The organism is Paraburkholderia sp. GAS333 (assembly GCF_050435665.1).
GTDB lineage: Bacteria > Pseudomonadota > Gammaproteobacteria > Burkholderiales > Burkholderiaceae > Paraburkholderia > Paraburkholderia fungorum_A.
The window spans coordinates 39,064-51,929 of the sequence record NZ_JBNDKS010000003.1; the positions used below are offsets into that span (position 1 = coordinate 39,064).

The window sequence follows — 12,866 nt, forward strand, 5'->3', positions numbered from 1 at the left end:
TCTTGTTATCGAGTGGCTATTGTTCGTTATGCGGTCAGCCTCTCGGATCGATATTTTCGACAATCTACGTCATTCTGTCGACTGAATCCAATCGATCCACGTTCAGTTTATTTGTTCCGCCTAAGACGCGACGACCAATCGACTATCATCACGCATCGGGGACTGACGCCTAGCACAACAACTCCCTAGTCAGACAGCCCAGTCAACTTCTGAACACGCCTTTGAGCTAACGAGAATGGGGCGATTCATAATTTTGCATTCACATCGGCGAGGAGCGACTGTATCGTGGTCTCACTGCGCTGGAAAAACAACCATGGTCCACCCTGCTTGGTTGTGACGAGGCTCGCGCGATGCAGAGCCCCGAGATGGCTCGAAACTTAGGATTGTGAAAGGCCGCAATGCGCATTGATTTGCCCCGCGCAAACGCCGTGATCAAGCGACAGCTCCTGGTCTACAAAGTTTGCGTGGGGGTCGCGCAACCAGGCTAAGATTTCGCGACGCACGGAATTTGCGATGGCCTCGTAGGTGGCGTCGACGTCCATGTCGTTTGAAGGATCAAGAAGTGCCATGAGCCCGCGGAAATGTATAGTAGGCGTGACGTCGACATAAACCGTACACCCGGTTTGTTTTTAACGTTAGCAAATGCTACCGTGGACTAGCCGCTCGTGGAACGATGCAAGCCCCTAGTCATGGCAAAAGAAGCATGAGCGCTGCGTTCAAACTGGACCAGCCGAAGCCGACCTTCTTCGTCGACTACGATGGCAACCTGCATCGAGAATGTGCGACCTGCTCGGTGAGATCGGTAGCGTCTAACTTCCTGTGCAGAAGTCGGGCAACTTCATACCAGCGTCCGCTATGGATTGATTTTCAACTGGGTTCGCACACTGTCCGGATATCAGTGCTTGTTGATTGCCGTCATTGAAGATAATGATTCTCGTGGGTGCGCCCTCAGTTTCAGTCTTCTGGAAAAAAGTTCTGGTCGAGCCAGTCGTACCCGGAGGTCGCCTCTATTACGACCTCCGTCGATACCGGCAGGTCATTCTCTCCGTGGAAAAGAGCGTTACGGTGCTTCGAGACTTTGGCGTAGTTGGATTGAGCGTCTTTTAAGGATGGCGCGCCTTCGACACTTTTACAGACATATTTAAGTTGGCTAAAGCGGCTAGGCTTTTGTTTGTTAGAGGGCCACTCAATTTTATCTGCCACCTCCTTGCTTACGGCTGATACCAGTTCACGTGCGCTATCCCAATAGGCCTCTTTGCCCTCCAAACTTTCCAGATTTATGGGCGATCCGTCCTTCGTCACTTGCACCTTCATTCTTTCACTGATCAAGGCTTCAGTTCCGACATTTAGCCAGAAAAGCCCCTCTCGCATGTCTCCAACCCGAGCATACTGTTGCGCCAGTTCGCGGCATTTTCGGTGCCACGGAGTCGGCAACATTTCCCCTTCAATCACGAATGATCCGGGCATAGGCACAAAAGCCTTCAACAAGCTTGCGGGATTTGCGCGAACGATAAGCCCGAAATCTTCACTTCTCGTGCAAGACATTCGACTTTCTAGTTGTCCAACATCGCTAGGCGAAGGAATCCATCCGAAGCACTCGCCTTCACGGTTGCGAACATGCCAGCAAACCTCGTAGATGACTTCAAAGGCTACGTTGAATCCGTCGGGCCACGTGTCTCGTGGCATTCCGCTGCCAGACGGAATCCGCAGCGCCGGCGCTTCGATGCTAGGGTCAATCAAGGCGCTAAACCGTAGCTCCACTGATGTTGTACCACCTGGCCACCTAGTTGTATTCATCTCAGCCATCACCGTCCCTTCGCCGCCCAATACGAACGTTCCAGTCGGAGACGAGAAGCGTGACACGAGTGACCCAGCAAGTTCGATCCCACGGTGCCTTGTTTTGAGATCAATTTGCTGTGCAGAAATCGCAAACGGTATCGAGGTTCGAGGAATTGTGCGAAGCGTCCCGTCGCGGAGTCCACTCACAATATTCGAAACGATTTCGAGCTCTGATTCGAACTCGGAAAGCTTCGACGACGACAAGGGGCGGGGCAAGTTCGCTATGCGCTCAGACAGTTCTTCAAGCTTCTCAACGCTCGCAGTTGTCAACGGAAGCGGCACGCCGGAAAATTCTTCGTATAGCTCGTCGCGCAACGCATGAAGCAGAAAGACCGGCGAGTTGATCGGGTACGATTCGTAGCCACTCAATAACATCGTGCATTTCCGGAAGTCGGATCGGTATACGGTGGTCGCAACATACGGCGTAGGAACACGCCATCTATCGAGTCGCGCACAAGCATCAAACAGAAAGGCTTGTCGAGTTTGCTTTTCAATGCGTGAACCGCATGCTATAAAAGGCACCTGAGATAAAACCTCAAGAATTTGCGTGATATCAATTTCGGACTTTGAAGTTTCTTCATATTGCTGCATCGTGCCAAAGTGCCGCTTCAACCAAAGCTTCGTTTCCGTTCTGTTCATTTTGGTTAGATTAAGTGCTTGCTTCTCGCAAGAGTGACAGTCACCAGACCCTCCACACTTCGGACGAAGCAATCGCTCCGCCGCCTCAGCTACGTTATTCGGTCTCACCCCGAATACCGAAAATGTAATAAAGAATAAATCCCAACAGTGAAAATCCCACCACGATCAGCAATGTGATCAGTTCATAATGCGCACTCTGCTCGGCTATGTGTTCAAGCATCGCGTGGTCGAGATGCTGGCCTTCGCCGAACAGCTTGAGTTGCCATTCATACGTGTTGGTAGTCAGTATCCCCTTCACTGGTTCCCACACGTGACTCGCCGCGATGCCAAGCCCTGCCGCCGACAGAAATCCTCCGTAGATACGTTGACGGCGCTCTGTACGCGCGGCGATGACCTGACGCATGAGTTCGTCCACACGGTCAATCAATTCGAGCAGATCTGCTCGCTGCTCGGATAGCCCCCACAGACGTTGTAGCTGCTCCGCAAGCTTATTGTGGTCGTAGTCAGCTTCAAGGAGGGTCGCGTCGCTCAAGGCCGCAAGCGCAGCGGCTTTGGTACGCACCATATCTTCGGCCCAGCGGATCAGATCGCGCTTTTGCATGGGGCGCTGGGTAGCTTCGTCGCCTAGTTGACCGGATTTCCCCTCCCGACCACGTGACTCGCCGGAAGCCTCCAGCAACTCAGCCGTCCAGGCGGACAGTCGGTCTGCATATTCATGCAGGAAGCGGTCGTATGCCGCGCTCGCCTTAGCCACCCGTGCTGCGAGCCCCGAAAATTGAGAGAGCGTCGCAGTTTCGCCGTCGCTGCTATAAAACGTTACCCCTTGCCGGTGCAAGACGGCAGTAACAGCACCAAAAAGCTCAATCTCGTAACGCTCCGGCTCAGGCAGCAAGAACGGGTTCTTAATCTCTGCGATGTGCATGGACTGTGCGGCAAGCCATGCGTGAAAAGTTGGAGTTTCGAGAATAACCCGGTCAGCTTGCAAGCGATCATCTCCCGTCGTCGATTCGCGGCGACGAAATCGCGCTATGCGATGTGCTGTGCCACCTCCGCCCGGTGCATCGTCAACCGATATCACGAGCTTCTGGACCGGTTCGATGAACGCGGTCTCCCAGAGCGTGGGAACAACGTCGGCGCACCAATTGAGTTTTGAGCCGGGCTCACCCGGAGCGACCCACTTGGGCGCTGCGATCAGCGTATAACGTCCTTGGTCGTCATACCAAGGCTGGTTCGGCGCTCCCGCCAGCATTCGGGTTGCGTCATCAGGGTCGACATAGCTTTCCAGCTTGCGCGGTGTATCGTGCGGACGTGCAGCGCCCCAGCGAGCGTTCTCCAGTCCCTCCAGACGTCTCCACAACGAACCGAGATTCGTACCGTTGACCGGATCGACCGATACCACCATGTCGTTCCCTGTCCCTTGTTCACCAGGTCGGTGGACGGCGAGTAGTCCAAACCCCCGGCGAGTCCAGGTATTCACCGCGTCCATCCGCGCCATTACCTTCAACACACCTGATGCGAAACCCTCTGTCAGGAACAGCGCATCCAGCACGACGCGACGCTGAGATCCGCTAAGATCTGCCAACAGCTGGCAACGACGTGCCCGCTTCAGAGCAAGTTCATAGATTTGTCCTTCATGCGCAAGTTGACCTACAGCGCGAGCGTAATCTCCACTGTTAAGGGCACCGATACCACTTACTGGATCGGTCTGAGACGCGCACATCAATTCGAGCAAGCTCAGGCAGGCAAGCAGTCCTTGCGCAACAAATCCATTCGATACCGTTTCTGTCAACTCCTCCGGAACATAGGAGTGCCCAAGTGCTGACAGCAGGCATGCGGCAGATCGTTCGAGGGCCGCACCATCCAGATACGTCCCCCCCTCCCATGCATCTACATAGGAGAGCCACGCACTCCAGTCGACGCCGTCAGTGCCTTGGTCATTAAGGCGCGCGCCGAACAAGAGCAGCGCGAAGCATGTATCCAGGGAAAAGTCTTCCACGACGATCTTGCGGATGGCCGACGTGTCGCCAAGCTGCGTTCGCCAGTACCGAAGCAGGGCATCGTCGGCGCAGTGGACAAAAGTGCTTACTGACGAATGACGTGCTTGCCTGTAGCCTTTATGGTTTAGCGAAATTCCAGCACCCGCTATGCCGGGGTTTGGGTCCCCAAGCCCTATAAGAACCGTACCGGGCTCAGCGATTTGTGCGCCGCTGTTCAGTTCAAATACGAGATCCGCACGCTTCCACCAGCGAGTCGTGTTATTAGTCGCAGTCATTGTTTTTTGTCGCGTTAGCTGATTGAGTGAACTACCTGCTCCCAACCACGCATGTTCCAGTCGCTGGTGTCAATATTGGGTTCAGCATCTGCCTGTGTCGCGCAATATTTGTCGACCAGTGGACTCAGGCGCGCGATGGATAGGCCTCCGCCGCTCAGGATCTGGATATTGACTTGCGCCAGCAGCTCGTCCCACGGGGTGTACGTGCTGGGTCCGGTGATGTTGAAACGAGAAGCCTGCTCGACGAGTGCTTGAGCCTGGTTCGCAAGAAGATCGCGCCGGCACTGGGCGGCGGATTTGATAGCGGCTTTTTCACGGTCGTAAGCCTGCTGCTGCGACTGATGGAAAGCACGAGCTTGATCTAGTTGGCGATGCGCATACTGAACGTCCTCCGGCTTGGCGCACGTGCCCCTAATGTAACGCGTCTCTGCATCGGTCAATCTGTGAGGCTGCAGCTTGCGGCTGTCGTAAAGTGTCCCTGGGGGCAATGGCTCGGCATGGACCATCGAATTAAGCTCCATCCTGCAATCTCCATCCACAGGATTGATCAGCCGCGTATTTTGCAGGAGCACGTTCACGACGTCTTGCGCATCTCCATTGCTCGCCTTCAGAAGATCATTGACATAGAAGACGCGCCAGGTCATACCCCCGCGCATGAAGAGATTGACAGTATCGACATCGTTACGTTTGATTGCATCGCGCAGGTTTTGGTCAGTCCACGACACACCGCGGTTCTGCAGTTCTTTGCGGGGATCGGAACTTGTCTCCTGCTTTACATTTCCCATCGTTTTCTGAATATTATCCACTCCAGCCTTGATGACGACGGTATTTAGGAGCGTACGTGAAGACGTCCCGAGTGTCACCACGCCAACCGCGCCGACTACCGCCACTCCCGCAAGCACCCACACCATCTTGCGTCGCAGCCAGACCGTATCCGTCTTCACATCGCGCAATCCAGCGCCCAGCTGCGAGAGGTCCGATCTGAACGCATCGATATCATCCCCGAATCGCTTCAGCTGCGCCTCTGTTTGTCCAAAATACTGCTTAAGCTGATCAGCGTTCGCGTCGAAAAAGGCATCCGGATTTACACGCGTATGACCCCGGTCGAACGCCGTCTGCAACGGCTCGACGATCTCCGTGTAGTAGCGGTCGAGAAGCGCGACCTGAACCGGTGTCACCCGCTTGTGATGCGCGACACGATTGCGAATGCTACGGACGTCTGTTAAAAACGCTTCGAGCGTCGAGCGCTTTTCATCGAGAAACTGAAGGAACGGAGTGTCTTTAAAGAGTTTGCCGTAATGTTGCGGATACTCGTCGGCATTGACGAACATCGAAACGAGCTCGCCGAACATTGAACCCGACAAAAGGTCACCCTTGTCTGCCGCCTTCGTCCACTTTTCCACCGCAACCTTATTCAGCGCGACAAAGTGCTCGCGCAGCCGATCCTGACTGCCGTACGCTTCAGTAATTAGGCTGCGAATGACCAGTTCAAGTGCACGCACCTGTTGCTGCGTGCGCGTGCCTGCCATGCCCTCTTCACTGTTGGAGTCGGGCAAGGCCGTACTGAAGGTCAATGACGGATTGGCTTCCTTAATTCCGTTCAGAGCATCAATCAGTCGCAACGCCGCAATGACAGCATTTTCAGGACGGCTTCCGGACTCAGAAAGCTCTTCCCACATCTGCGCACGCCGGATAGCTGTGAGCAACGCACGGAATTCCTCTTCATTAAGGCTCAGACGTTTGGCTGCCGCGGCCGTACCGCCGAGCGCATTACGCTGCCGATCCAAAGCCGTAAAATATTGAGCGAATGTCATATCTCGCGGGACATTCTTTGCTCCCATGGATTCGATGACACTTGCTACCCCGTTGCGACAGATAATCCAAAACGCATCAACCGCGTCTACCTTGCCTGAAGCCGCTTCCTGCGCTGACATGCTTTACCTTATTCTCGTTTGATTATTTGACGAACCTAACCTTACCTTGATATCGAATCGCATTATCGCCACGGGAGTGGATTTATCAAGAGCGACGCGTCATAAATCTAGGGAAGGTCTGCCAAAAGTCCTGACGTCTACGTACGGGTGGACTATCCTGGGAGATAGGAAAGGTTAAGGGGGTTCTTCGATGACGCAACTTGGTCTTGGTCTGGATCTGTCAACGAAACGTACACGCAAACGGGAATTTCTCGATGAGATGAGGCGCGTTGTGCCATGGTCGAGGTTGATTGCGTTGATCGAACCGCACTATCCGAAGGGTAAGACTGGACGCCCGCCGTTCCCGATTGCGACGATGCTTCAGATCCATTTCATGCAGCAGTGGTTTGGTCTGTCGGACCCGGCGATGGAAGAGGCGCTTTATGACGTACCGCTGTATCGCGACTTCGCGGGGCTGGACGAGGGAATGACGCGTTTGCCGGACGAGAGCACGATTCTCCGGTTCCGCCACCTGCTCGAAACGCACGGCCTGGCTGCGCAGATGTTCACGCTGGTCAATGGGATCCTGAGCGAGAAAGGCTTGATGCTTAAAACAGGGTCGGCGGTCGACGCGACCTTGATCTCTGCACCCAGCTCGACGAAGAACGGCTCGGGTACACGAGACCCGGAAATGCACCAGACGAAGAAGGGAAATCAGTGGTACTTCGGGATGAAAGCGCATGTTGGCGTGGACGCAGAGTCGGGCCTGGTGCACACCGTCATCGGTACAGCGGCCAACGTTCACGACATCAATGCAGCCGAAGCGTTGTTGCACGGGCAGGAAACGGATGTGTACGCTGACGCCGGATATCAGGGTGTCGAAAAACGCTGCAAGGCAAATCCGGTTCGCTGGCATGTCGCGATGCGGCCAGGCAGGCGTAGACAACTGGACCTGAACGATCGTCTGGACGCGATATTCGATCAGATTGAACGCCTGAAGGCCGGCATCCGCGCCAAGGTCGAACATCCGTTCCGAGTTCTCAAACAGCAGTTTGGCTACACGAAGACCCGGTACCGGGGTTTGATGAAAAACACCGCCCAGATCACGACACTATTTGCACTGGGCAACCTGTGGATGGCACGCAAGGCTTTGCGGAAAGTCTGAAATGCCCGGAGGTTGAGGCCACAAGTCTTAGCAAACAGAGGGCGTCGTGGTTCGAAAGCCGGACGACCCATCTGTCGGCAGATCCTCATGGCTGACTCGGTTCAAGTGGCAAAAGGTCGGCGCTCTGAAAACGAGTTGTGCAGACCTTCCCTAGCACGCATTGTTCGATAACGTCGATAACGCGGTCGATACACTCCGATGCGAATCATTGCGCCTTGACTTCTTAATCAACTCCAGTGCTCGCTAGGCTCAAGAGTTGGTGGAAACGACGCGCACGGTTCGGCATACAGTCGGCGCTGTCAGGCACGCATTGCGAGACGCGACAACCGTCTACAAAACGATCGCGCGCGAGCAGAGCTTCTGCAAGTGCTGGACGGCGCGAAGAACGTCCTACGCGAACCGAGACACCTCGACACATGAGCCGAGGCGAGATAATATGAGATTAGATGTTTGCTACTGGTCTAAACTTGACCACGCTCCCTATTCGTCGCGCTCTTGAACGGCGACTCGATCAGTGGTGGGCCGGACACTCCTGAGTCAGAGGTAAGGTGAAGTGGAGCCCCCCCCGAGGCGTGTTCTCGCCGACAGAGAGCTTCCCATCGTGAGCTTCGATAATGGACCGGCAGACGGATAGGCCAAGTCTCAACCCGCTGGCTTTGGTGAAGTAAAAGGATCGAATACGCGCTCACGAAGTTCTCTTTCCAACCGGGGCCGGAATCGCTGACAGCGACTACGAGGTCCGTCCTGCCGGCCAAGTTGGTTGTCACCACATCCGCAGCACCAACACCCTTGGATCCAGAGCGAACCAAGGTTGTCAGTAAATCTCAACCGTAAAGCCGGCTTCCGACAAGTATCAACGCAACTACGAATTCTGCGTCCTGACGTCACCTGACCGGCGAACTCAAAGTTCCAGCTAGGAAAGTAGCCAGTCGCTGCTCTGCATCCAGAACTGCGTGCAATGGCGCCGTGGCGAGTTGTGAATCGTAGAGTGCCAGCAATGCCTCAAAATCGACAAGCTCGTCACCTAGCATCAATAACGCGCCCACAGCCCATGTGCGGAGGAAGTAACGCTGTAAGTCATGGTCTTCGCGAAAAAGGTCGAGGTAATGCCGAAGATCCAGTGTGCGAAAGGTGCCATCTTTCCGCCGAATCTCACCGACTGGATTCTGGCCAATGGCCCTCGCCGACGGCAGCGAGTTGATGGACGTTGGGTTAACAGCGACTAGGTGCGCCACCAAGAACGAGTAGTAGCCTGCAGCAAGTCCTTGAGCTACTCGTGCAACAGCAGCCCGCTCTGGATTTCCCGGCATGTTTTCTAAATAAAGTTGATGTTGTTGAGCCGCTAAGAGCAATCGACCGGAAGCAGAAACGCATTCGCGTCACGTTCAGGTACTCGCGACCCGGCGGCCAACAAGAAGCACGAGCTTGCGAAAGGGGTTTCGAAAGAAAATCCGGATACAACCCCGAGTGAAGAATAACGAATGGTCGGCATGACATCCAGCAAACGGCTAGATACCGACCGAAATATGTGTAACGCATAAGCAGAAGGGACTTCACAGTCGTCGCTCGGACGGGAGAGCAACTACTTTTTTCTGGTGTCGGCTTGTCGCGCCATGTTTCAATTGCGTCCTACCCGGGCGGCCTGCCCGGTATCAATACCAAGACGAGGGACCCGCGCCGTGAGCACCATTAGCCGACCGCCAATCTGGCAACTTATTCGAGATGCTGTCGCGCCCCTAGGTCGTGAGACCAGCAACGGGGAGATCAAGCAACTCCTGCTGAACACGTATCCAGACCTTAACGAGGCGACCATCGCCTGCCAAATCGCCATCTGTACGGTCAACCGAGTGGGCCGGGTGGGCTACCCCGAGAACAAGAAGCCCCGTCTCGCAAACAGCCGTTACGATTTTCTGTTCGCAACCGGCCGCGGGAAGGTCACATGGTACGACCCGGCGAAGCACGGCCTATGGTCGATCGTCGAGACCTCAGATGGTCTTGCGGTGCGACGCGACGAGGACGCCACCGATGACGTGAGCACCCCGTTGGACATTGATGCCGTCGAGCCGGTCGACGACGGCTTCGGGGGCGGTGCGTTCGCTCTCGAAAGCCACCTGCGTGATTACTTGGCGCGCAACCCGCCAAGCACCACCACGCACGGCCCCCTCACCCTGTTCGTCGACGCCAACGGACGGGATGGCGTGGAGTACCAGACGGATTGCGGACCCGCGGATCTCGTGTTCCTGGACATGGCCAAGAACTTCGTGGTGTTCGAGCTGAAGCTGGGTCGGGGCCCGGATGCCGCACTCGGCCAAGTGCAGCGTTACATGGGTTGGATCGAGCACCACGTGGCGATGGGCAAGACCGTGTCCGGGGTAATCGTGGCGAACTCGATTTCCGACAAGCTCAAATACGCGGGCAAGGTCGCCCCCAGGGTCCAGCTCATGGAGTACCGCCTGTCCGTCGAACTGGCACCGGTCACGCTGAACGTGCTGACACCGGGAGGTCCGGCGTGATCGCGTGGTTGTCGCACGCTTGGACGGCAGTGGTGTCGTTCGTCGGGTCCCTCAACGAGGGCGAGCTGCGGCTTCTGACGGGCGCCGTGTCGGTGGTGACCGTGCTCATCTCGGTCTTTGCGATCACCCGCCCCTTGCGCTACCAGAAAAGCGCGGCGCTGCTCGAACAAGCCGTGCGGGCGCTTGAGCGCGCGTACAACGCCCTGACCGTTGACGGTGCCCACACGGATACTGTTCCAGCCGACCGGTTGAACTGGCTGACCGCGGCGCGCAACCTCGAAACCTACACGGCGCTGAAACGTCAAGTCGGCGTGAAGGTCCACCGTCGAATCGCGGACGATCACGAGGAGCATTGGCGCCACCTGTTCTAACTAGCGCTCAAAGGCGACGCGTACCACCAGCCGGCCTACTACCGGGAAGTCCAGGCACCAAGGGCGGAACGCCGCAGCGGGATCGAGCCGCATTCCGCCATCATCGTCCACGCGTTCGCGAAATGGCCCAAGCATCGCCGTGACTCAGTGGAGCACGCGGACTTTGATAGGACCTTCGAAGAGACAGATCCTCGCCCGGGCAACATCGGATTGAGCTATTTCCTGAACGACCCGGCGTCGCGCGGGACCACCCGCTTCCGCGACCTGCCCGAGCCCTATCCCGACATCACTTGGTGGAGTCGCTGCCTTCGAACAATCCGCCTGCACAAACGCCTATGACGACGATCGATACTCATCGGTGGGATACGCGCCTGCAATTCCAGGACGTCCAGACTGTCCTGCACCGGCCGCGGGTCCGTGCCTTCCTGAGCGATGTTGTGAAGCCCGCTCTCGCAGCGATCGACGCTGACATCCAACGATGGGCGACCACACAAGAGGGTGGCTGGATGTTCGCCGTCGCTGACGGTGAGGCTCTGTTGCAGGCGACGGTCCAGGCGTTTTGCCTTTCGATCCAGTCGCTTTGGGAACGCCAGCTCCGCTACTGGTTGAGCGCCTGCATTCCGGCCGGATCGGAAAATCAACCCCAGCTATGCGTCGCTATCACCTTCGCGCAGGGTACGTTAATCGATTACCTAGGTGGTAGTTTGCCCTCGACTTCTCGACGCAACGCCGCGCCCTCCTTAGACCTCGCACAAGCGGTCAATGGCAGCAAATGATTACGGTTCCAAATCGCAAACGATAAGTTGGCGCAAATTTCGCAAAAAAATTGTCCGTTCGCCACCGCACATAAAGAATCACCTTTTCTGTTAGAAATTCGTAAGATATTGAGCTATACCCCAGAAACATGGCACCCGTTTGAGTCCCGCAAGCGTTCGCGTGAGCTCCTTTTCTCCGATAAAGGATTGCTCGCCCACTTTCCTCGACGTGTCAGAGTTCTCCAATCCATGGTTTGTAGCGACGAGACATCTGCCGGCAACGCCTCCTTCCATGTCACCCATTGAGGCAAAACGCAATGAAAACAGTCTTAACAGTGATCGCTTGGCTAGGTCTAATGCTTGTCGCTGACACCGCCCTTGCACAGGCCTGTCCGGGTATCTCGAACTCACAGTGCCGCGCGACCCCTCCGTCTGGAAAGCTCCTGCACAACAAAAATTCGAAGGGCTTCCCAATCTGGACGACAGATTGCAATCAGCCAAATTCTGCGGGGCATGAACTTGATCCGTTGTGTCATCAGATTGCTAGTTGTAGCGCCTCAGGCGCGTTCGGAAAATTTCTGCAGTCCGTCACTTTCGACTGCAAAGGAAAGCATTTCGAAGGATATTTTGGCCTTGACGGCATGACGTTCGGCATTCTGGATTGGACTCAGGACAACCTTCCTAGAGTTCTCAAGGCCTATCAACTTAGAAACGGCGAGCGTTACCGAGAACTCTTTGGAAACCTCGATATACCAACCAAGAACGGCTGCGTCGATGAACGCTGGGTTTGCGAGAGTAACCGTCAAGCGCGACTAACCTGCGATCCAACATTTCACAGCGCATTCGCCGAAAGTTTGCGAGAGCCCGATTTCAAGAAGGCCCAGATAGATGTAGCCCTTGACGCCTACGAAGGGCGTCGAGGCGCAAGTTCAAGACGGCTCGCAGCTGACGTATAGTTGGACGTTCGATGGTCACGAGGTATCAACACACAAGAATTGCTATCTTAAGGTGCCCCAAAAAGCGGGTACCTATCAAATTCGAGTTACGGTTTCTGACGATGGTCGACAGGCTGCGGCGGTCACAAGTATCGAAGTCGCACCCGAATCGAACAACAAGCTGCCAAGCACGCCATTTATCATAAGCTGGAACGCTTGCGACAAAGGAGCTCTCGATGACAAAAACACAAACGCCGGTTCCAGAGCAGGAACTTCTAACGGCCATCCTCGAGGAGGTAAAGGCGCTTCCAGCCATGGGGATACCAGTCACCGTCGTAAAGCTTGTAAAGGATAGAGCTCCGGAACTCGCAAGATTTGCAGCTCAAAATGTCACTGCGGCAGCCGAACAAGGAGACACGAGGGAGGTGGATATTGCGCATGTTTTGCGGTTGTACGCGAGGGAG

Annotated in this window: 9 protein-coding genes and 1 pseudogene; 6 read left to right on the forward strand and 4 right to left on the reverse strand. The window is 55.6% G+C overall.

The window, feature by feature from the left end; genetic code table 11:
• Window positions 1–245: 245 nt before the first annotated feature.
• The 4 genes and pseudogenes from ABH945_RS16000 to ABH945_RS16015 form a co-directional block, all read right to left on the reverse strand.
• A pseudogene (locus ABH945_RS16000) lies at window positions 246–569 on the reverse strand (ArsR/SmtB family transcription factor).
• Window positions 570–954: 385 nt separating this feature from the next.
• The gene (locus ABH945_RS16005) at window positions 955–2,478 is read right to left on the reverse strand and encodes a hypothetical protein (RefSeq protein ID WP_429251137.1); all 1,524 of its coding nucleotides are present in this window, start codon (window positions 2,476–2,478) and stop codon (window positions 955–957) included.
• Between the two features lie 94 nt (window positions 2,479–2,572).
• A complete protein-coding gene (locus ABH945_RS16010; protein ID WP_429251138.1) occupies window positions 2,573–4,750 on the reverse strand; it encodes a hypothetical protein in 2,178 nt (725 codons plus the stop codon).
• A 14-nt stretch (window positions 4,751–4,764) separates the two neighbouring features.
• Complete coding sequence (locus ABH945_RS16015) at window positions 4,765–6,684, reverse strand: STY4199 family HEPN domain-containing protein (RefSeq protein ID WP_429251139.1); 1,920 nt, start codon at window positions 6,682–6,684, stop codon at window positions 4,765–4,767.
• A 190-nt stretch (window positions 6,685–6,874) separates the two neighbouring features.
• On the opposite strand from ABH945_RS16015, the gene ABH945_RS16020 reads away from it, so the two are divergent.
• From ABH945_RS16020 to ABH945_RS16045, 6 genes are all read left to right on the forward strand, one after another.
• Window positions 6,875–7,828 carry an IS5 family transposase gene (locus ABH945_RS16020; RefSeq protein ID WP_429251140.1) on the forward strand — a complete coding sequence of 318 codons (954 nt, stop codon included), beginning with the start codon at window positions 6,875–6,877 and terminating at the stop codon, window positions 7,826–7,828.
• Window positions 7,829–9,507: 1,679 nt separating this feature from the next.
• Window positions 9,508–10,341, forward strand: a complete 834-nt coding sequence (locus tag ABH945_RS16025; RefSeq protein WP_429251141.1) for an endonuclease NucS domain-containing protein — start codon at window positions 9,508–9,510, stop codon at window positions 10,339–10,341.
• Window positions 10,338–10,712 carry a hypothetical protein gene (locus ABH945_RS16030; RefSeq protein ID WP_429251142.1) on the forward strand — a complete coding sequence of 125 codons (375 nt, stop codon included), beginning with the start codon at window positions 10,338–10,340 and terminating at the stop codon, window positions 10,710–10,712. Before ABH945_RS16025 ends, ABH945_RS16030 begins: the two co-directional genes overlap by 4 nt.
• A gap of 335 nt (window positions 10,713–11,047) precedes the next feature.
• Window positions 11,048–11,488 carry a hypothetical protein gene (locus ABH945_RS16035; protein ID WP_429251143.1) on the forward strand — a complete coding sequence of 147 codons (441 nt, stop codon included), beginning with the start codon at window positions 11,048–11,050 and terminating at the stop codon, window positions 11,486–11,488.
• Between the two features lie 296 nt (window positions 11,489–11,784).
• Window positions 11,785–12,423 carry a hypothetical protein gene (locus ABH945_RS16040; protein ID WP_429251935.1) on the forward strand — a complete coding sequence of 213 codons (639 nt, stop codon included), beginning with the start codon at window positions 11,785–11,787 and terminating at the stop codon, window positions 12,421–12,423.
• Entirely contained in the window at window positions 12,365–12,757 is a 393-nt protein-coding gene (locus ABH945_RS16045) for a PKD domain-containing protein (RefSeq protein ID WP_429251144.1), read from the forward strand. Before ABH945_RS16040 ends, ABH945_RS16045 begins: the two co-directional genes overlap by 59 nt.
• The last annotated feature ends 109 nt before the right edge of the window (window positions 12,758–12,866 follow it).

What these genes read in the sequence shown, in the direction of transcription:
- ABH945_RS16005 (WP_429251137.1), bottom strand. Translation starts at nt 2,478, where the DNA reads ATGAACAGAACGGAAACGAAGCTTTGGTTGAAGCGGCACTTTGGCACG.
- ABH945_RS16010 (WP_429251138.1), bottom strand. Translation starts at nt 4,750, where the DNA reads ATGACTGCGACTAATAACACGACTCGCTGGTGGAAGCGTGCGGATCTC.
- ABH945_RS16015 (WP_429251139.1), bottom strand. Translation starts at nt 6,684, where the DNA reads ATGTCAGCGCAGGAAGCGGCTTCAGGCAAGGTAGACGCGGTTGATGCG.
- ABH945_RS16020 (WP_429251140.1), top strand. Translation starts at nt 6,875, where the DNA reads ATGACGCAACTTGGTCTTGGTCTGGATCTGTCAACGAAACGTACACGC.
- ABH945_RS16035 (WP_429251143.1), top strand. Translation starts at nt 11,048, where the DNA reads ATGACGACGATCGATACTCATCGGTGGGATACGCGCCTGCAATTCCAG.
- ABH945_RS16040 (WP_429251935.1), top strand. Translation starts at nt 11,785, where the DNA reads ATGAAAACAGTCTTAACAGTGATCGCTTGGCTAGGTCTAATGCTTGTC.